This is a genomic window from Massilia yuzhufengensis (assembly GCF_900112225.1).
Lineage (GTDB): Bacteria > Pseudomonadota > Gammaproteobacteria > Burkholderiales > Burkholderiaceae_D > Telluria > Telluria yuzhufengensis.
In genome coordinates this window covers 1-19321 of sequence record NZ_FOLD01000050.1, presented here as the reverse complement: position 1 = coordinate 19321, position 19321 = coordinate 1, and the positions used below count along the sequence as shown (strand labels likewise).

At 64.4% G+C, this 19321-nt stretch carries 16 protein-coding genes; 5 read left to right on the top strand and 11 right to left on the bottom strand.

Features of this window, described 5'->3' with window-relative positions:
- The 10 genes from BM031_RS24295 to BM031_RS24245 all read right to left on the bottom strand — a co-directional run.
- Window positions 1-260, bottom strand: a 260-nt coding sequence (locus tag BM031_RS24295) for a transposase (RefSeq protein WP_143084705.1), incomplete at its 3' end; no start/stop codon positions are given.
- A 387-nt stretch (window positions 261-647) separates the two neighbouring features.
- On the bottom strand, window positions 648-1424 hold the full coding sequence (locus BM031_RS24285; protein WP_091877448.1) for a spermine/spermidine synthase domain-containing protein: 777 nt from the start codon (window positions 1422-1424) through the stop codon (window positions 648-650).
- Window positions 1425-1465: 41 nt separating this feature from the next.
- On the bottom strand, window positions 1466-2065 hold the full coding sequence (locus tag BM031_RS24280) for a glutathione S-transferase family protein (protein WP_091877444.1): 600 nt from the start codon (window positions 2063-2065) through the stop codon (window positions 1466-1468).
- A gap of 13 nt (window positions 2066-2078) precedes the next feature.
- Window positions 2079-3416 carry a sensor histidine kinase gene (locus tag BM031_RS24275; RefSeq protein WP_091877441.1) on the bottom strand — a complete coding sequence of 446 codons (1338 nt, stop codon included), beginning with the start codon at window positions 3414-3416 and terminating at the stop codon, window positions 2079-2081.
- Complete coding sequence (locus BM031_RS24270) at window positions 3413-4744, bottom strand: sigma-54-dependent transcriptional regulator (protein WP_091877438.1); 1332 nt, start codon at window positions 4742-4744, stop codon at window positions 3413-3415. Before BM031_RS24270 ends, BM031_RS24275 begins: the two co-directional genes overlap by 4 nt.
- A gap of 40 nt (window positions 4745-4784) precedes the next feature.
- Entirely contained in the window at window positions 4785-6017 is a 1233-nt protein-coding gene (locus tag BM031_RS24265) for an ABC transporter permease (protein ID WP_091877436.1), read from the bottom strand.
- Window positions 6018-6030: 13 nt separating this feature from the next.
- Window positions 6031-7341 carry an ABC transporter permease gene (locus BM031_RS24260; RefSeq protein WP_091877434.1) on the bottom strand — a complete coding sequence of 437 codons (1311 nt, stop codon included), beginning with the start codon at window positions 7339-7341 and terminating at the stop codon, window positions 6031-6033.
- 15 nt (window positions 7342-7356) lie between these two features.
- A complete protein-coding gene (locus BM031_RS24255; protein WP_091877432.1) occupies window positions 7357-8061 on the bottom strand; it encodes an ABC transporter ATP-binding protein in 705 nt (234 codons plus the stop codon).
- Window positions 8062-8088: 27 nt separating this feature from the next.
- Window positions 8089-9357: an efflux RND transporter periplasmic adaptor subunit gene (locus tag BM031_RS24250; RefSeq protein WP_091877430.1), complete on the bottom strand. Its 1269-nt coding sequence runs from the start codon at window positions 9355-9357 to the stop codon at window positions 8089-8091.
- 268 nt (window positions 9358-9625) lie between these two features.
- Entirely contained in the window at window positions 9626-11401 is a 1776-nt protein-coding gene (locus tag BM031_RS24245; protein ID WP_091877428.1) for a YbhB/YbcL family Raf kinase inhibitor-like protein, read from the bottom strand.
- A 213-nt stretch (window positions 11402-11614) separates the two neighbouring features.
- Here BM031_RS24245 and BM031_RS24240 point away from each other — a divergent pair, with 213 nt between their 5' ends.
- On the top strand, window positions 11615-13183 hold the full coding sequence (locus BM031_RS24240; RefSeq protein WP_229409182.1) for a MutS-related protein: 1569 nt from the start codon (window positions 11615-11617) through the stop codon (window positions 13181-13183).
- A 215-nt stretch (window positions 13184-13398) separates the two neighbouring features.
- On the opposite strand, the gene BM031_RS24235 is transcribed toward BM031_RS24240, so the two are convergent.
- Entirely contained in the window at window positions 13399-15174 is a 1776-nt protein-coding gene (locus tag BM031_RS24235) for a phosphoethanolamine transferase (RefSeq protein WP_091877424.1), read from the bottom strand.
- Window positions 15175-15556: 382 nt separating this feature from the next.
- On the opposite strand from BM031_RS24235, the gene rpsL reads away from it, so the two are divergent.
- From rpsL to BM031_RS24215, 4 genes are all read left to right on the top strand, one after another.
- Window positions 15557-15940: a 30S ribosomal protein S12 gene (gene rpsL, locus BM031_RS24230; RefSeq protein ID WP_091877422.1), complete on the top strand. Its 384-nt coding sequence runs from the start codon at window positions 15557-15559 to the stop codon at window positions 15938-15940.
- Window positions 15941-16075: 135 nt separating this feature from the next.
- Window positions 16076-16546 carry a 30S ribosomal protein S7 gene (gene rpsG, locus BM031_RS24225; RefSeq protein WP_091877420.1) on the top strand — a complete coding sequence of 157 codons (471 nt, stop codon included), beginning with the start codon at window positions 16076-16078 and terminating at the stop codon, window positions 16544-16546.
- 114 nt (window positions 16547-16660) lie between these two features.
- Complete coding sequence (gene fusA / locus BM031_RS24220) at window positions 16661-18766, top strand: elongation factor G (protein ID WP_091877418.1); 2106 nt, start codon at window positions 16661-16663, stop codon at window positions 18764-18766.
- An 82-nt stretch (window positions 18767-18848) separates the two neighbouring features.
- A partial coding sequence (locus BM031_RS24215; protein WP_143084704.1) for a GTP-binding protein occupies window positions 18849-19321 on the top strand: 473 nt, incomplete at its 3' end.

The window sequence follows — 19321 nt, the reverse complement described above, 5'->3', positions numbered from 1 at the left end:
TTTATGATATCTCGCTCCATACGGGCTTCTGCCAGCTCTTTACGGAGCTTCGTCACTTCCGCCTCCAGCTCCGGCACGGTACGGCTACCAGGTGCCGCTTTGGGCGCTGTGCCACGCTTTGCGGCGGCCACCCAATTGGCCAGCGTTCCCTTGGGTATCGTCAGGCGATGGGAAGCATCGTCCAGCGTCAGCCCCTGCGTCAGAACCAGCTTGACCGCTTCCTCACGAAGCTCCGGCGTGTATGTTTTTTGGCGTTTCATAAATTCTCCAGTTGGTGAAGCTTACCAAACAGGAGTGTCCGAAAAAGTCAGGGTACCTCAAAGTACAATCTTTCTGATGCGATTGCACAGCATCAGAAAATTCCAAAATCGGCCAGAATGAAGGCGTTAGATTTTCAACAAGCAGAGCACCTTATCGCGATGTCGGAGGCCATACGCCCGGACAAATTGAATCCGATTATTGAGAATTTTCTCGGGAATTACGTTCACGACTCAATGGCCGGTTTCATTGAAATGGGTGGGTGGGCGACTAACGAATTCAACATGAACGGGCTCGGGATTCTCAAGTTTCGCAAGATTTTTCTTGGAAATGACTAATACGTCTCATTGCTCTTCTAACTTTGCGAAAACCAGTGACGGCACGCTACATCATGCGTGGTCGCGCATCCACTCCTTCAGCCCATCGACCCAGTTCCTGGCCGGCAGGTTGAAGCGCCGCTTGACCTCGGCGGCGCGCTCGTACAGCAGCGCGAAGTCGATCTCCGGCGCGTGCTTGAAGGCGAGGACGACGATGTTCGCATCGTGCACCTCGGGCAGCCACACCACGGCGTCGAACACCTGCTGCATGGTGAGCAGGTTCTGGTCGTAGCTGCCCACGTCCCCGAACACATTGGCCGTCATGACGCCGTCGCTTGACAGGCAGTCGTAGCAGCCCTGGTAGAAATCGAGCGAGTCGAGCACCGGGCCGCGCGCCTCCTGGTCGTACAGGTCGACCTGCAGCACGTCGGCCTTGCCGTGGTTGCCCGCGTCGAGTACGAAGTCGAGCGCGTCCATCTCGCGCACCTGCAGGCGCCGGTCGTTGCCGGGCAAGCCGAACAGCGCGCGGCAGATGGCGATCACGTTCGGATTGAGTTCGGCGGCAGTGACGCGCGCATCCGGGAAGCGGCGGTAGCAGAACTTGGTCAGCGCCGCGCTGCCCAGTCCGAGCTGGACGATACGGCGCGGCGCCTGGTTGAAGAGCGTCCACATCATCATCATCTGCACGTATTCCAGCTCGATCGCGTCGGGCTTGGACAGCCGCATCGCTCCCTGCACCCACGAGGTGCCGAGATGCAGGAAGCGCACGCCTTCGAATTCGTCGATGGTGGCGGGCGGGTGGCCTGGTTGCGAGAAGCGGGGATCGAGGCGGGCGTAGGCGGGCGGCATGGCAAACAAACGTCAGTGAACGCCGATCTTACCAGAGCAACTCAGGCGACGCCGTTGCGCCCATAGGTGCGAAAGCCGGGCCGCAGCGCCAGCCGGTCGTAATAGGCGGCCACGCTGGGCAAGGCCGGCTTGTCCATTGGCGTCATCATCCAGCGGTTCACCGACAGGCCAAGCACGATGTCGGCCAGCGTGAAGTGCGCGCCCGCAGCGTAGGCGCCGGTCGCGGCCAGGCGCGCGTCGAGGATCGCGATATGGCGGTTCCAGGCGGCGATGCTGGCCTCGACCTGGGCGGCGTCGCGGTAGGCAGGGTGCTGGCGCACCAGCGCCATGAAGGCGTAGCGCCAGGCCGTGTTCAGGTCGGTGGCCTGCCAGTCCATCCATTGCTCGACGCGGGCACGTGCCTGCGCCTCCACCGGCAGCAGGGCGCCGTCGCAGTATTGCGCGCACAGGTAGCGGCAGATCGTGTTCGATTCCCACAGCACGAAGCCGCCATCCACCAGTACCGGCACCTGCGCATTCGGATTGAGCGCCGCATGGCCGGGGTTCCAGTCTTCGCGTTCGAAGGGCAGGCCGAGTTCCACGCAGGTCCACAAGACCTTGCGGACGTTGATCGAGCTGTCCTTGCCGACGATCTTGAGCATGCGTGCCGTCCTTTCAGGGTGGGTGCGGCAGGATCATGGTGACGGCCAGGCCGCCGCCGTCGCGGTTCGAGAGTGTGATGCGCCCGCCGTGGGCTTCGGCGATCTCGCGCGCCAGCGCCAGCCCCAGGCCGGTGCCGCTGCGCTTGGTCGAATAGAAGGGCACCAGCGCATTGGTCAGCACCGCGTCGCTCATGCCGGTGCCGCGATCGAGCACGTCGATGCGCAGCGCTTCCTGCACCCGGCGCACCTGCAGCTCGACGTCTTCCGGTGCCGATCCGGATTCGTGGGCGTTCTTGAGCAGGTTGAGCAAGGCCTGCTCCATCTGGGCGGCGTCGATCCAGGCCGGTTCCTGCGGCAGTTCGCCAACCAGGCGGAACTGCACCTGGTCGGCCAGCCGGTCGACGAACACGCCCCAGGGGCGCGCTTCCAGGCGCGGCGTAGGGAGCTTGGCAAAGCGCGCATAGCCCAGGATGAAGGTCTCGAGGTGGCGGGTACGCTCGCCGATGGTCTGCAGGATCTGCGGCAGGCGTTCGGTCTGACCGCGCCGCACCAGCTCCGCACCCGAGTGCGCGAGCGAGGTAAGGGGCGCCAGCGAATTGTTCAGCTCATGGCTGATCACCCGGATGACTTTTTTCCAGGTCTGTACTTCCTGGCGCCGCAGTTCTGTGGTGAGGTGGCGCAGCAGCAGCAGTTCGTGGCGCCGGCCGTTGAGGGTGAAGCTGCTGCGCGCCAGGTGGTAGACCTCTTCTTCTTCGGCGTCGCCGGCCGTGAACAGGCCGTCGCCGCCGCGCGCCAGCGCTTCGCGCAGGGCCGGGGTGGCGGTTTCCAGCACGGCGCGCAGCTGGTGGCCTTCGAGCTTGCGGCCTTCCGACAGCAGCTGGCGCGCCGCCACGTTGGCGTACACGATGGTTCCGGCGCTGGCCGCGAAATCGGTCACCAGCAGCATCGCCACCGGGGTGTTCTGCACCATGGTGTCGAGCAGCAGCTCGCGCTGCACCAGGCCCAGCCGCTGCTCGCGCAGCACCTGGCCGAGGGCGTTGTGGGCGGCGATCAGGTCGGCCAGTTCGTCGTTGTGCGGCCAGTGCAGGCTGAACGAAAAATCGCCGTCGCGGTAGCTCGCCACGGTGCCCTCCAGCGCGCGGAACAGCGACAGGATCGGCTGGATCTGGGTCCGGATGGTGATGATGGCGATCGGGACGATCGCCAGCAGGCAGACGGAAAACACCAGGACGGGGTGCTCGGGGAAGAAGTGGTCGAGCCCCAGCGCGATCAGGATGCCCAGGGCCAGCAGGGTGCCGACCAGCGCCGACCAGCGCGTGACCAGCGAGAGCCGCAAGCCCTTGCGCGTCATGTGGGCCTGGCGATGCCGAGCCGCTCCATGCGCCGGTACAAGGCCTGGCGCGACAGCCCCAGCTCGTTCGAGGCTTGGGCCACCACGCCGCCGGCACGCGCCAGCGCCTGCACGATGGCGTCGCGGTCGGGTTCCGCATCGAGGGTTTGCGCCACCGTCACCGGCAGGCCAAGGTCGGGCGCCTTGATGACGTCCCCCTGCGCCAGCAGGCTGGCGCGCGCCATCACGTTTTTCAGTTCGCGCACGTTGCCGGGCCAGGCGTGGGCCAGCAGCGCGGCTTCCGCCGACGGGTGCAGGGTCTTCCCGCGCAGGAAGCTGATCGCCAGCGGCAGGATGTCGCCCGGGCGCGCCGCCAAGGGCGGCAGGCGCAGTTCGATCACGTTCAGGCGGTAGAACAGGTCTTCGCGGAAGGTCCCGGCGCGGATCATGGCGCCGAGGTCGGCGTTGGTGGCGCTGATGACGCGCACCTTGACCTGGCGTTCGCGGTTCGAGCCGAGCCGCTCGAAGCGCCCGGTTTCCAGCACCCGCAGCAATTTCATCTGGCCGGCCAGTGGCAGGTTGCCGATTTCGTCGAGGAACAGGGTGCCGCCGTCGGCGGCTTCGAACTTGCCTTCGCGCGCCTTGGAGGCGCCGGTGTAGGCGCCCGCGTCCGCGCCGAACAGCTCGGCCTCGATCAGCTCCGAAGGCAGGGCGCCGCAGTTGAGCACCACGAAGGGGCCGCCCGCCACCTGCGAATTGGCCTGGATGATCTCGGCGATGCGCTCCTTGCCGGTGCCGTTCGGGCCGGTGATGAGCACCGGTACGTCGGCGCGCGCCACCTGGCAGGCCAGGTTCAGCACGCGTTCGGTGGCCGGATCCTGCCACACCAGGCCGCGCAGGTCGAAGTTCTGTTCCAGCTCGCGCTTGGCGCGGCGCTCGCGCTGCAGGCGCTGGCTAAGGGCGCGGTTGGCCTGGCCCAGTTCGATCAGGTTGGTCACCGTCATGAGCAGGCGCTCGTCGTTCCACGGCTTGGACAGGTAGTCGGCGGCGCCGGCCTTGATCAGCTCCACCGCGGCGTCCAGGTGGGTCCAGGCGGTGAGCAGGATCACCGGCAGGTCGGGGTGGCGCTTGCGGATTTCGCGGAACAGCTCCACGCCTTCCTCGCCCGAGGTGGTATCGAGCGTGAAGTTCATGTCCTGGATCACCAGGTCGACCGGTTCGCGCGCGAGGATGTCCAGTCCTTCCTCCGGCGACGAGGCGCGCAAGGCGCCGATGTCATGGAGGGAGAACAAAACGTCGAGCGCGATGGCGACCGCGGCGTTGTCGTCGATGATCAGTACAGTGGGCATGACGGCAAGTTTAGCATTGGTTGCTTGCTACAAGGCATCGTCAAGCGCTGCGGGTGGCTGTCGCCGGCGAGATGCTCGCCGCCCGCCATGCCGGGCCGTAGGCCGCCAGGATGCCCAGCGCCCAGAACACGATGCCGCCGCCGATCAGGTAAGGGGCCGGCAGGCGCGCCATCTCGAGCTTGGTCACCAAGAGGTGGTTCAGGCTCAGGCCGAACAGCACGCCGCCGAACACGCCGGCGGTGGTGATCATGAAGTTCTCCAGGATGAAGTAGCGCAGGATGTCGATCTTGCGCGCGCCCAGTGCGCGGCGCACGCCGATCTGCTTGCGGCGCTGGGTGACCCACAGGCTGGCCATGCCGACGATGCCCGAGCAGGTGATGAGCAGCAGCAGCACGCTCACCGTGATCAGCATCCACGACAGCGCGACGTCGGCGCGGTAGCGGTTCTTGCGGTCTTCTTCCACCGTCTTGGCCTGCAGGATCATCGGCGTAGCGGAGGACTTGCGCAGCGCTTCTTCGGCTTCCTTGATGACGCGGTCGCGCTGGCCGGCTTCGGTGCGCACCGCATACAGGTTGCCGGGAAAACCGTACAGGCGGCCCGGGACGATGGTCGAGAACTCGCCGCGCTCGCCCACTTCGGTATGGGCCGACTGCAGGCGTTCGACCACGCCCACTACCTGGGCCGACTGGGCGCCGTCGCCGGTGCCGAACCAGAGCGGCTTGCCGATCGGGGCCGCGCCCGGCCACATCTTCTCGGCCAGGGCCTTGGTGACGATCACGTGCTTGGGTAGCTCGCGGTTCTCGTTCTCGTTGATGTCATTGATCTCGCTTGGCAGGAAGTCGCGGCCGTCGACCAGCTTCAGGCCGAAGGCTTTTACGAGCGAGTCGCCCGACACGTACTGCGAGGCGACCGTGGTTTCGCGCTCCTGCTGCTGGTTGACGGCGACGCTGTTGTTGCTGCCGCTGCGCGAGAGCGGCATCTGCGAGACCTGCGCCACCGCGGCCACGCCCGGCACCGCGCGCAGGACCTCGACCTCGCGCTTGACGGTGGCCAACATCTGCTCGGGGCTGTCGTTGCTCAGGTTGCGCACGTTGAAGTAGAAAGTGGCCGCTTCGTCGGACAGGCCGGAAGGGCGGGCCGCCACTTCGCGCCGCTCGTTGACGATGTGCAGGGCATTGGCCAGGATGCCCAGGCTCAGCGCTACCTGCAGCGCCACCAGGATCGGGCCGGTTTTGTTGCGCAACAGCGCAGACAGGATGGGACGGATTTCCATGATGTGTGCTCCCTTACTGCGATTTGAGTTGGATGGCCGGCGTCACCTGGCAGGCGCGCCAGGTCGGCAGCAGGCCGGCGATCAGCGCGGCCAGCACCGACATGACGAAGGTCAGCACCAGCATCTGCCAGTCCATGCGCGCGATGGTGGCCATGCCCTTGCTTTGCATGCCGATCAGCGCCAGCGCACCGAAGGCCAGCACCAGTCCCAGCACGCCGCCCACCAGGCCGACCACGCCGGTCTCGATCAGGAACTGGCGGAACACGTCGCCCCGCGAAGCGCCCAGGGCGCGGCGGATGCCGACTTCGGAGGCGCGCACCGAGAACTTCGCCAGCAGCAGGCCGATGGTATTGACCAGGCACAGGATCAGGAAGCCGAACGCCAGCCAGGCCGACAGCTTGCTGTCGTTGCCGACCACCTTCATGTGCTCCATCCACTCCATCACGTTGTACAGCTTGTTCGGCGCATTGCGCTTCAGGCGGCCCAGCTTGCGCTGGTCGGCGGCGTAGTTGTCGAGCCAGGACTGCAGCTCGGCGCGGTCGCTGGCGGAGCGCGTCTCGAACCAGAACTGGATCCAGGTGCACTCGCTGGCGAGCAGGTTGGCGAAGCCCGGGTCGCGGTTGGCGCTGCAGTTCATGCTGCCGTTGTGGCCTGTCTCGTGGCGGATCGCGGTGGAGAAGGGGAGGAAGAATTCCTCGCCGTTGCCGAAGCGGCTGCCGCCGATCAGCTTGTAGTAGCGCGGCAGCGGGGCCCAGGTGTCGATCACGCCGACCACCGTGTAGGGTTGGCCGGCGATGCGCAGCTGCTTGCCCACCGGGCTGGCCTCGCCGAACAGCTTCTCGGCGGTGACGCGGCCCAGCACCACGACATCGGCGCCGCGGATCTCGTCGGCCTCGGTCCAGGGCTGGCCGTGCAGGAAGGGCACCTTGAACATGGCGAAGAAGTCGCGCGTCGGCGCCATGCCGGAGGCATTGAAGGCCGGGATGTCGGTGCGCGGCGGTTCGACCGGCAGCTGGACGCCGTACATCGCGGTGCGGCGCTCGCCCTGGCCGCTCTTGAGGAAATTGGCGGCGTCGATATAGCCCAGCTGGTCGTCGTTCGGTCCATCGCTCGGCACCCAGCCTTCGACCGGGCCGTTGTCCACGTGCGGCACGAACAGGCGCGCGCTCTTCTCGGGAATCGGGTCGCCCGACATCATGTGCAGAATCGTCAGCGTCGAGACGCTCGCGGCCACGCCGATGGCCAGGGTCAGCACCATCAGGACCGTGAGGGCGGGATTGCGGCGCAGGCTGCGCACGCCGAGATTGAAATAGTAGGCGAACATGATTGTCCTCGTTCCTTAAGCGGTGACCTTGTCGACCAGGGTCGGGCCCTTGCGCACCAGGTCCGAGACCTGGCCATCGATGATGTGGACGTTGCGGTGGGTGCGCACCGCCAGTTCCGGGTCGTGGGTCACCATCAGGATCGTGGTGCCGGCCGTGTTGATCTCTTCCAGCAGTTCCATCACGCCGCGCGCCATCTGCGTGTCGAGGTTGCCGGTCGGTTCATCGGCCAGCAGCAGCTTGGGCGAGCCGGCCAGCGCGCGCGCGATCGCCACGCGCTGCTGCTGGCCGCCGGACAGCTCGGCCGGGAAGTGCTTCATGCGCGAGGCCAGGCCGACTTTCGACAACGCGTCCTCGATGCGTTCCTTGCGTTCGGTCTTGTTGAAGCCGCGGTAGCGCAGCGGCACGTCGACGTTGTCGAACAGGTTCAGGTCGGGGATCAGGTTGAAGCCCTGGAAGATGAAGCCCAGCTTTTCGTTGCGCAGGCGCGAGCGGGCCGAATCGTCCAGGCCCTTCACGTTGACGCCGTCCAGGATGTACTCGCCCGAGCTGAATTCCTCGAGCAGGCCGGCGATATTCAGGAAGCTGGTCTTGCCCGAACCGGAAGGCCCGGTCACGGTGACGAACTCGCCCTGCTTGACGTCGATCTCGAAGCCGCGCAGTGCGTGGGTTTCGATCATGTGGGTGCGGTACACCTTGCTCAGGTTGGTCATGCGCAGCATGGGATTCTCCTAGTTTATGTTGGTCTTCTAGCGGTTGATCGAAACGCGGGCGGCGTTATTGAAGGTGTCGGTGCCGGCGATGACGACCTTGTCGCCGGGCTTCACGCCCGACAGGATCTCGACCGCCGAAATGCTGGTGGCGCCCAGCTGCACAGGGGTGCGCACGGCGATTCCGTCCTGCACCACATAGGCATGGCGCCCGCCTTCGCTTTCCACGAAGGGGCCGCGCGGCAGCATCACCACGTTGGGGCGTTCTTCGATGAGCAGGCGCGCGGTCACGCGCTGGCTCTGGCGCAGGCCCTTGGGCTGCTCGCCGTCGAAGCGCACCCGCGCCAGCACCTGGTTCTTCACCACTTCTGGCGACAGCGCCGACAGCTTGCCGGTGGCTTTCCCGGTCGGCAGGGTGATCTCGGCGTTCATGCCCAGGCCGATATCGGCCACGTAGGATTCCGGCACCTCGACCTCGACTTCGAGCTTGGACAGGTCGACCAGCGTCATGAGCGGCGCGTTGGCGGCGACCACCATGCGGTTCTGGACGTTGAGGGTGCCGATGAAGCCGTCCACCGGCGCGCGCACGGTCAGCTCGTCGACGCGGCGCTGGGCGTTGGCCATCGACAGGCGCTGGCGTTCCAGCTCGTTGACCTTGGTCTTCAGGGCCAGCTGCACGTCGTCGCTTTCCAGCGCCGCGGCCTGGGTGGCGTGTCGGGCGCGGATCTCGGACGAGTTCAGCGCATCCTTGGCACGCTGGTAGTCGATCTTGGCGATGATGCCGACCTGCGCCACGCTTTCGTAGCGCTCCAGCGTGCGCTGGGCCGATACGCGGTCGATCTCGGCGGTGTCGGCTTCGCGCTTGGCCAGCAGCTTCTGCTTGCGCGCCAGGATCTGCTGGCGCGCCACCTCGGCCCTGAGCTGCTCGTAGCTCGACACTTCGCGCTTGAGCTCATCGGACAGGTCGGGCGACTCCAGCACCGCCAGCACGTCGCCTTTTTTTACCGTGTCGCCGGCGGCGACCTTCAGGTTGACAGTGGCCGGCGAGGTGGAATACAGGGTCGGGCTGACGGCGGCGACCACGCGGCCGTTGACCGAGGCGTCGCGCACCAGGGTGCCGCGGGTGACTTCGGCGATGCGCAGGCGCGCCGCGCTGACCGAATGCTCGCTGCTGCTCCAGGCGCCGAGGATGGCGGTGGTGAGCGCAACGACGGCAATGCCGCCGCCCACCCACAGCGCGCGGCGCTTGATCTTGTGGACCGGCGCGGCGGTGAGGACAGCGTCTTGTGATGAGGTATCGCGAATCATGGCTTCTCGGGTAGCAACATTGAATGCCGGACTCAATGCAGGAACCGTGCCACTTTGCTAAGTGCTTGATTCGATAAGGAACGCCAGGGCTGCGTCCGGTGTCCGGGGTGTCCGTAAAGATGTGGCCGGACAGGGTGGCCGGACAGGATTGCTGTTCTTTTGCTAACTCCAGCTCGTCGTTCCCGCGAAGGCGGGAACGACGAGCTGAGTGCAGCTCAACCGGCGAGGTCGACTATGTGCGGGCGGAAGAAGAACGCCCTCGAGAGGATTATTTCTGCGGCTTCTGCTTCTGCCCGTACGTCCCCACGACCTCGCCCTTGCCGATCACATGCCCCTGCATCGCCTGCAGCAGCTGGTCGCGGTCGGCGCCAAAGGGGACGTCGAGCATGGTGTCGAGCGCATACACCTGGAAGTGGTAGTGGTGCGGCTTGTCGCCCACCGGCGGCTTGGGTCCGAAGTAGCCCATCGAGCCGCGCGTATTGCGGCCCTGCAGCACGCCTTCCGGGTCGGTCAGGCGGGGTTGTTCCTGCACGCCCTCGGGCAGGCTGGTGACGGTGGCCGGGATGTTCCAGGCCAGCCAGTGCACGAACGGGGTAACCGGCTTCGCGTCCGGGTCTTCCATGATGATGGCGTAGGACTTCGCGTTCGGCACCGCCTTCCACGACAGGGCCGGCGACACGCCGTCGGCGTACTCGCTGTATTTCTGGTCGAGCGCGCCGCCCGCGCGGAAGCTCGGCGACATCACCTGCAGCGCACCCTGCGACTGGGTTTCCGCGCGCTTGTTCGCCAGCGGCACGCCGCTGCCCTTTTTCGCCTGCTCGCGCATCGGGCCGTCCGGCGCCGTTGGCGCCGGGTTGCCCGGGCGGCCGGCGTTGTGGGCGATGCGGTAGATCACACCGTTGGCGTCGTCCGCCATCAGGAGCGATCCATCCTTGGCAAAGGCCAGGCCGACCGGGCGTGCGATGTGGGTCTTGCCCCCATCGGTCAGGAAACCGGTCACGAAGGGCTCGACCGTCTTCGGCTGGCCATTGGCAAAGCGCACCCGCACGATTTCATAGCCGGAGGCTTGCGCCCGGTTCCACGAACCGCGCATGGTGACGAAGGCGTCGCCCGCATAGTCGGGCGGGAAGCCGCCGCCGGCGCCGAACACCAGCTGCATCGGCGCCGCGTGCGCGGTGTAGCCCAGCGCCATCGGCGTGCTGCGCGCCTTCCACTGTTCCTTGGTGATGTCGCCCACCGGGCTGCTTTGCGGGTAGATCTCGCCGGCGCCGAAGACATGCGGCCAACCGTACATCTTGCCCAGTTCGATCTTGTTGATCTCTTCCTGCTGCTGGTCGTCGCCGAGAAAGTCGATGCCATGGTCGAAGCCCCACAGCTCGCCGGTCTGCGGATGCCAGGCGAAGCCGATGGTGTTGCGCAGGCCGGAGGCGAAGATGCTGCGCTGCTGCCCGTCCGGCGACAGCCGCAGGATGGTCGCGTTTTCGGGGTTGCTCTCGTTGCAGGTGTTGCAGGTGCTGCCCACGCTCAGGTACAGCATACCGTCCGGGCCGAAGGCAATGGTGCGGTTCGGGTGCTGGCCGGAATCGGGCAGGTCGCCCACCAGCAGCTTCAGGTCGCCCAGGCGGCCATCCGGCTTCATGTCGGCGACGAACAGCTCCTTGACCGTCACCAGGTAGAACTTGTTGTCCTTGATCGCGATGCCGTGCGCGCCGGCGCGGTGGGCGACTTCGATCGGCTCGCCATCGGCCTTGCCGTCGCCGTTGGCGTCGCGCAGCAGCAGCACGTCGCCCTGGTCGCGCCGGCTCAGGTAGATGTCGCCATTCGGCGCAACGGCGATGATGCGCGCGTTCTTCAGGCCCGTGGCGAAGGGCGTGACGGTGAAGCCCTGCGGCGCCTTGATGCCGCGCATGCGTTCAGGCGTCGCTTCCACCTTGGCAGGCTTGAAGACGTTGGCGGCATTGGAGGCGCGGGTACCGTCGCCCTGCTGGGCGCAGGCGGCCCCGATGGCCAGGGTGAGCAAAGTCGCGGTGAAAGCGCGTTTCATGGAAGCCATCCTTTTTTGTAGGTCGTGATCGGAATACTTGCGGTAGCTCATGCTGCCACGCGTTGTCATTTCGGTATGTTGGGTAACGTACGCTGTGTTTACGCATGCGCGACAATGCTTGAACATTCCGTATTGACTGGCTGTTAAGATTCCGCGTCGATCACGCGCACCCTGACCATGCCTCCGAAGTTTGCTGCCCTCCTTGGCTCCCTGTTGAGCTTACTACCCGACGATTTCCAGCCATCCGGCCGCCGCGAGCCGCCCTCGTACTTCTTTACGCCGGAAGAAATCGGGCGCCTGCACCGCGCCGATGCCGATCCACGCACCGCGCTCGACGAGCAGACCTGGCAAGACCTGCTGCTCGAAGCCTACGAAGACAAGCTGGCGCAGGGCAGCAGCATCTTCGGGCGCCAGATGCTGCACCGCCGCCTGCGTGCCGGCATCGGCGACGATGCGTGCACGGCCCTGGACGAGCGCCTGCGCGCCCTGGTGGCCGATGGCGGGCGCGTGGCGGCGCTGGAGACGGCCCTGCTCCCGCTGCGCCATGCCGAAACCGAGATCGCCGGCCTGCTGTTCGGCGACGCGCCGCCGCAGTCGCCACCGCCGTGGCTGCGCTTCCTGTGGCTGCTGCCGGTGCTGCTGCTCTTGTCGCTGGTCTTGCTGGCGACGCAGCCGCTGGGCTGGATGGCGACGATCGCGGGGATGGCGCCCTTGATGGTGTTGCAGATCAATTATCACCGGCGTATCCAAGGGTGGACAGCGACGCTGGACAGCGTCAATGCCCTGCTGGCATGCAGCGGCAAGCTGGCGCAAGCAGGCGATCCGCTGCTGGCGCCGTTTGTCGCAGCACGCGGCCAGGCGGCGGGTCTGCATAAACAGGTAGGGCGCACGCTCCTGATGCGCATGAGTCCCAGCACTCAAGCCTACCTCGACTGGTTTGGCGGGTCCAACGTGCGCCGCTACTGGAAAACGATGCGCGCCTTCCACCAGTCGCGCGACTTCCTGCGCGCCGCCTACCTGCGCACGGCCGAACTGGAAGCCGACGTGGCCCTGGCGCGTCACCTGGGTGGCGCGAGCCACTGGTGCTGGGCCGAGCGCAGCGCGGCGCGTACGCTGGAACTGGAAGGCGGCGTGCATCCGCTGATGGACATACCGAGCCCGCTGTCGGTCCGGCTAGCCGGCCAGGGCGCCTTCATCTCGGGCCAGAACGCCTCGGGCAAGAGCACATTTTTGCGCATGGTAGGCCTGAACCTGGTAGCGGCGCGCGCCTTTGGCTTCTGCTATGCCAGGGCGGCGCGCCTGCCGGCGGTGCCGGTGCGCGCCAGCATGCAGAACGAGGATTCGCTGCTGGGCGGGGAGAGCCTGTACATGTCGGAGCTGCGCCGGGCCAGGGAGCTGCTGGCGGCCAGCGGCGAACCGGCCGGGATCTGCCTGGTCGACGAGGTTTTCCGCGGCACCAACCATCTGGAATCGGTGTCGGCCGCCGCCGCCGTGCTGGAAAGCCTGTGCGAGCGCGACCTGGTGCTGGTGTCCTCGCACAACCTGGTGCTGGCGCCGCTGCTGCGCGCGCAGCTCGACCCGTTCTTCATCGATACGGCCGGCGGCCGGCCGGTGCTGGCGCCGGGGGTGTTGCGCAGCCCGAATGGCATCGCGCTGCTGGCGACGCAAGGGTTTGGGGCGCGGGTGGAAGGGCGCGCGGCCGAAGTGGCGCGCTGGCTGAGCGGGCACCTGGCCGAACCGGCGGCCCTGGTCGCTGAAGAAGACTCGGAACTCACGGCCTAGCGCCAATGCCGTTTAGTTGGTCAGGGCTCTACACCAGCTTCCTCCTGCCTGCGACAAGCCAAAAAAAAAGCCCGCGAGCTGCGGGCTTGAAGACTATTTTCTTGGAGGAGAATAGTGGAGACAGGTGCATTATGACGCGCTGCAAAATATAAAGATAATGTTTTGTTTTGATATCGAACATTCATTAATCATATATCTGATGAGGCCGCCTCCTGTCATCCGCGCGGCAGCGGCTTGCCCCGTGCAATCACCTCCCTGCAATCCCCGCGCATGGTCGCATCGTCGTAGTCGGTCCAGCCATAGCTGTCCACATAGCGCTTGTGGCGCTTGAGTTGTGGACTGGCGAAGCTCCATTCCAGGCGCTCGCCCGGGTAGCGGATGTCGGCCAGGTCGAGCAGGGTGTGGAACATGTTCTCGGTCGACAGCCTGGCCTTGCGGTGGCGCTGCAGCTGCGCCACCTTGCCGGGGAAGCGCTCGCGGTAGCTGTCCGAATACCAGGCGAAGGCCGGGATGTGGAACTCGTACTGCGTGTTATGCCCGTGGAAGGCGATCTTGCACGACTTGTCGTACAGCGTCTGGCCATGGTCGGCCACATACAGCAGCGATGTCGGCAGGCTGGATTCCTTGAGCAGGCCGATCACGTTCGACAGGAACCAGTCGGTGTAGAGAATGGCGCTGTCGTAGCTGTTGTTGATCTGCGGCTCCAGGCGGGTGTCCGTCACGTCCGGCTTGGCAATCGATTGCAGCGAAGGCTGCCAGCGGTCGAACTGCTTCGGGTAGCGGTGGCCATAATTCCAGTGGCTGCCCAGGGTATGCAGCACCACCAGCACCTTTTGCGCCGGGTCGGCGATCGCGCGCCGCAGCGGCTCGAGCATCACCGCGTCGTGGTTCGAGGCGCCGGAAAAGCCGCCCAGGTTCAGGAACTGCACATCGTCCGCCTCTTTTGCGAACACCGACACCGGCGTATCGAACTTGCCGAACGAGACCTGGTTCGAGATCCAGAAAGTCTTGAAGCCGGCCTCCTTGAAGGCCGAGAGGAAGGATTTTTCCGAAAAGCCATCCTTCAGGCTCTGCATCGCGGGCTTGCGCGAAATGATGACCGGGACCGACAGGCGGGTGGCTGAGACCGGCGTGATCACGTCCTGCAGCATGACCAGGTTCTGTTCCTGCGCCAGCAGCGGGTTGGTCTGGCGCGCATAGCCGTTCAGGCTCCAGCGGTCGAAGCGCGAGGATTCGCCCAGCACCATGACGACGATCTGCGGTCCATGCGCGTCGGCCTGGTGCGCGCCGAAGCGGAAGGCGGCGCTGCGCCGGTTCAGTTCTGCAAGATAAACGCGCTCTTTATAGAAGTCGATGCCGCGCGCCGCCAGGCCGAAGGGCCAGGAGCGGGCGAACACGCCGGTGTCGACAGGCAGCTGGGCCCAGTGGGGCAGGGCGGGCGGGCGGGCCGTGGCGGAAGCCGGCGCGCCGGCCTGCTGGGCGACGCCATACTGTTGGCCATAGGCCAGCACCGCCGCGCCGGCGCCGACCACGGCGACGACCAGCCAGCGCGAGCGGTCGTTCCAGTCGAAGTCGCGGGTACGCCAGGCCACGACCCAGGTCGAGAAGAACCACAGCAGGACCACGACGATGACCACGCCCAGCAGCCAGGCCTTCCCGCCCAGGAACTCCAGCGCCTCGCTGGGGCTGGTCTCGGCGATCACGCCGAGGTGGTGGGTGGAGATGCCCTGGCCATAATAAGTAAGCAGGTAGAGCTCGGTCGGCAACGCCAGGAAGGCCGGCAGCAGGGCCCAATGGAACCAGGCTGGCCGTTTACATAGGGCCCAGGCCGCGATCCAGGCGAACAATCCCGCCCCGAGCAGCTTCCACGGGTCGTCCGCCGGCACGCCCAGCAGCGGCCCGGCCAGGGGCACGGCGGACAGGGCCGCATAGCTCAGCAGCAGGTAGAGATTGGCAGGGCGCAGCAGGACGTGCGGCGGTTGGTGCGGCATCGGTTGGGCGGGCGTGAAAATAGCAATAAGTCGGCCATTATCCGGCCTTTATCCGCGGAAATGCCAAGTTTCGTGTGCCACGGCAGCGCAGTAAACGCCGCCGCCTGTCGCGAGCTTGCCACATCGCCCACGGTAAACCGCCGTGTATACCCGCCAGGCGCCCAGCAGTCAGGTAAAGCGGTTGACCCCTTGCCACATCAAGTCTATACTTGCGAGTTCTCGAATTATTCTGCACATCGTATACGCATTCGCAGCCGCTCCTTCGGTGAGTGGCTTTCGTCGCCTGCGCTGTGCCTATCGAATCCGGGACTAGGTTTCAGTCCCCGGGCAGCACATTACCTGTCTGGGTTATCAACTGTAGTACTTTGTTGGATTAGGAACGATGCCAACCATCAATCAACTGATTCGCAAGCCGCGCGTTGCCGCGGTTGTGAAGAGCAAGTCGCCGGCACTGGAAAACTGCCCGCAAAAGCGCGGCGTGTGCACCCGTGTGTACACCACCACGCCTAAGAAGCCAAACTCGGCGCTGCGTAAAGTCGCCAAAGTGCGTCTGACCAACGGTTTCGAAGTCATTTCGTACATCGGCGGTGAAGGCCACAACCTGCAAGAACACAGTGTCGTGCTGCTGCGCGGCGGCCGTGTGAAAGACTTGCCGGGTGTGCGTTACCACATGGTTCGCGGTGCACTGGATACCCAGGGCGTCAAAGACCGTAAGCAAGCGCGTTCGAAGTACGGCGCCAAGCGTGCCAAGGCTGCGAAGAAGTAATTCTGCGACCCTGTCACAAACAGGTCACATTTACAAGTTAAGTTGAGCCGGCCGTGAGGCTGAGTAAGTGAAAAACCATGAGGGTTTTTCGCGAGTGCGGAACAAGCACTCAACTGAAGATAGGAAGGAATTGAAATGCCACGTCGTCGTGAAGTACCCAAGCGCGAGATCCTGCCAGATCCAAAATTCGGCAACACCGATGTCGCCAAGTTCGTCAATGTTCTGATGCTGTCCGGCAAGAAGTCGGTCGCTGAAAACATCATCTACGGTGCGTTCGAATACATCCAGACCAAATCGGGCAAGGACCCGCTGGAAGTGTTCGTGGCCGCGATCAACAACGCCAAGCCACTGGTGGAAGTGAAGTCCCGCCGTGTCGGCGGCGCCAACTACCAGGTGCCAGTTGAAGTTCGTCCGGTCCGTCGTATGGCGCTGTCCATGCGTTGGTTGCGCGAAGCCGCAAACAAGCGCAGCGAAAAATCCATGCCACAACGCCTCGGCGGTGAACTGATGGAAGCCGCAGAAATGCGCGGCGGCGCAATGAAGCGTCGTGACGAAGTTCACCGTATGGCTGAAGCGAACAAGGCGTTCTCGCACTTCCGCTTCTAAGCAAGTGGCCAGGCCCTCCAGGGGGCGCGGCCATGCAGTATCTGTTGTTCAGGCCGGGCACATTTTGATCAAGATGCTGCTCGGTTTTGTCCATTCAAAGATTTAGGAAAAATTATGGCACGCAAGACCCCCATTGAGCGCTACCGCAATATCGGTATTTCCGCTCACATCGATGCTGGTAAAACCACCACCACCGAACGCGTCCTGTTCTACACGGGCGTGAACCACAAGCTTGGCGAAGTGCACGATGGCGCCGCGACGATGGACTGGATGGAGCAGGAGCAGGAACGCGGCATTACCATTACCTCGGCAGCGACGACCTGCTTCTGGAGCGGTATGGCCAAGAACTTCGAGCCGCACCACATCAACATCATCGACACCCCGGGCCACGTTGACTTCACCATTGAAGTCGAACGCTCGATGCGCGTGCTCGACGGCGCCTGCATGGTGTACTGCGCAGTCGGCGGCGTGCAGCCACAGTCGGAAACCGTGTGGCGCCAGGCTAACAAGTACAAAGTCCCGCGTCTGGCCTTCGTCAACAAGATGGACCGTACCGGTGCGAACTTCTTCAAGGTCTACGAGCAGATGCGTGCTCGCCTGAAGGCCAACCCGATTCCCCTGCAGATCCCGATCGGCGCCGAAGACAACTTCAAGGGCGTGGTCGACCTGGTCAAGATGAAGGCGATCCTGTGGGATGAAGCGTCGCAAGGCATGAAGTTCGAATACGGCGACATCCCGGCCGAACTGGTTGATCAAGCCAACGAATGGCGCGAGAAGCTGGTCGAGACCGCCGCTGAAGCGAACGAAGAGCTGATGAACAAGTACCTGGAAGAAGGCGACCTCTCGGAAGAAGAGATCAAGGCCGCCCTGCGCCAGCGTACCATCGCGTCGGAAATCGTTCCGATGATGTGCGGCACTGCGTTCAAGAACAAGGGCGTGCAAGCCATGCTCGACGCCGTGGTCGAATACCTGCCATCGCCAATCGACATCCCGCCAGTCGGCGGTACCGACGAGGACGACCAGCCGGTCACCCGCCGCGCAGCCGACGACGAGAAATTCTCGGCGCTGGCGTTCAAGATCATGACCGACCCGTTCGTCGGCCAGCTGATCTTCTTCCGCGTCTATTCGGGCATGATCAATTCGGGCGACACCGTCTTCAACCCGATCAAGGGCAAGAAAGAACGTCTCGGCCGCATCCTGCAGATGCACGCCAACCAGCGCGAAGAAATCAAGGAAGTCCGTGCCGGCGACATCGCCGCCGCAGTCGGCCTGAAAGATGCGACCACGGGCGAAACCCTGTGCGACCCATCGGCGATCATCACCCTGGAAAAGATGGTCTTCCCTGAGCCGGTCATCCAGCAGGCTGTCGAGCCAAAGACCAAGGCTGACCAGGAAAAAATGGGCCTGGCGCTGAACCGCCTGGCACAAGAAGATCCGTCGTTCCGCGTGCGTACCGACGAAGAATCGGGCCAGACCATCATCGGTGGTATGGGCGAGCTGCACCTGGAAATTATCGTCGACCGCATGAAGCGCGAATTCAGCGTCGAAGCGACCGTCGGCAAGCCACAGGTTGCTTACCGCGAGACCATCCGCAAGACGGTCACCGACGTCGAAGGCAAGTTCGTCAAGCAGTCGGGCGGTCGCGGCCAGTACGGCCACGCTGTCCTGACCATCGAGCCGCAAGAACCGGGCAAGGGCTTCGAATTCGTTGACGCCATCAAGGGCGGTGTGATTCCACGTGAATACATCCCTGCGGTCGAAAAAGGTGTGCGCGAAACCCTGACCAACGGCGTGCTGGCTGGTTACCCAGTCGTCGACGTCAAGGTCACCGTGACCTTCGGTTCGTACCACGACGTCGACTCGAACGAGAACGCGTTCCGCATGGCAGGTTCGATGGCATTCAAGGACGGCTGCCGCAAAGCGTCGCCGGTCATCCTCGAGCCGATGATGTCGGTGGAAGTGGAAACGCCGGAAGACTACGCCGGTAACGTGATGGGCGACCTGTCGTCCCGCCGCGGCATGGTGCAGGGCATGGACGAAATCCCGGGCGGCGGCGGCAAGATCATCAAAGCCGAAGTCCCGCTGTCGGAAATGTTCGGTTACTCGACCTCGCTGCGTTCGGCGACCCAGGGCCGTGCGACCTACACGATGGAGTTCAAGCACTACTCGGAAGCTCCGAAGCACGTGATCGACGCGATCGTCACTGCCAAGTCGAAGTAATCAATGCATCAGGGGGCAGGCCGCATGGCCTGTCCCTTTAAAAAATATTAAGTAAACAGTTCATTTAAAGGAAGATCGAAAAATGGCAAAAGGTAAATTCGAACGGACCAAGCCGCACGTCAACGTCGGCACCATTGGCCACGTCGACCACGGCAAGACCACCCTGACCGCAGCAATCGCGACCGTCCTGTCGAAGAAATTCGGCGGCGAAGCGAAAGCCTACGACCAGATCGATGCAGCACCAGAAGAAAAAGCACGCGGCATCACCATCAACACCGCGCACGTCGAGTACGAGACCGAAAACCGTCACTACGCGCACGTTGACTGCCCAGGCCACGCCGACTACATCAAGAACATGATTACCGGTGCTGCGCAGATGGACGGCGCGATCCTGGTGTGCTCGGCCGCCGACGGCCCAATGCCACAGACCCGCGAGCACATCCTGCTGGCGCGTCAGGTTGGTGTTCCGTACATCATCGTGTTCCTGAACAAGTGCGACCTGGTCGACGACGCAGAGCTGCTGGAACTGGTCGAAATGGAAGTCCGCGAGCTCCT

What these genes read in the sequence shown, in the direction of transcription:
- BM031_RS24285 (WP_091877448.1), bottom strand. Translation starts at nt 1,424, where the DNA reads ATGCCGCCCGCCTACGCCCGCCTCGATCCCCGCTTCTCGCAACCAGGC.
- BM031_RS24250 (WP_091877430.1), bottom strand. Translation starts at nt 9,357, where the DNA reads ATGATTCGCGATACCTCATCACAAGACGCTGTCCTCACCGCCGCGCCG.
- BM031_RS24265 (WP_091877436.1), bottom strand. Translation starts at nt 6,017, where the DNA reads ATGGAAATCCGTCCCATCCTGTCTGCGCTGTTGCGCAACAAAACCGGC.
- rpsG (WP_091877420.1), top strand. Translation starts at nt 16,076, where the DNA reads ATGCCACGTCGTCGTGAAGTACCCAAGCGCGAGATCCTGCCAGATCCA.
- fusA (WP_091877418.1), top strand. Translation starts at nt 16,661, where the DNA reads ATGGCACGCAAGACCCCCATTGAGCGCTACCGCAATATCGGTATTTCC.
- rpsL (WP_091877422.1), top strand. Translation starts at nt 15,557, where the DNA reads ATGCCAACCATCAATCAACTGATTCGCAAGCCGCGCGTTGCCGCGGTT.
- BM031_RS24255 (WP_091877432.1), bottom strand. Translation starts at nt 8,061, where the DNA reads ATGCTGCGCATGACCAACCTGAGCAAGGTGTACCGCACCCACATGATC.
- BM031_RS24275 (WP_091877441.1), bottom strand. Translation starts at nt 3,416, where the DNA reads ATGACGCGCAAGGGCTTGCGGCTCTCGCTGGTCACGCGCTGGTCGGCG.
- BM031_RS24280 (WP_091877444.1), bottom strand. Translation starts at nt 2,065, where the DNA reads ATGCTCAAGATCGTCGGCAAGGACAGCTCGATCAACGTCCGCAAGGTC.
- BM031_RS24235 (WP_091877424.1), bottom strand. Translation starts at nt 15,174, where the DNA reads ATGCCGCACCAACCGCCGCACGTCCTGCTGCGCCCTGCCAATCTCTAC.
- BM031_RS24245 (WP_091877428.1), bottom strand. Translation starts at nt 11,401, where the DNA reads ATGAAACGCGCTTTCACCGCGACTTTGCTCACCCTGGCCATCGGGGCC.
- BM031_RS24260 (WP_091877434.1), bottom strand. Translation starts at nt 7,341, where the DNA reads ATGTTCGCCTACTATTTCAATCTCGGCGTGCGCAGCCTGCGCCGCAAT.
- BM031_RS24270 (WP_091877438.1), bottom strand. Translation starts at nt 4,744, where the DNA reads ATGCCCACTGTACTGATCATCGACGACAACGCCGCGGTCGCCATCGCG.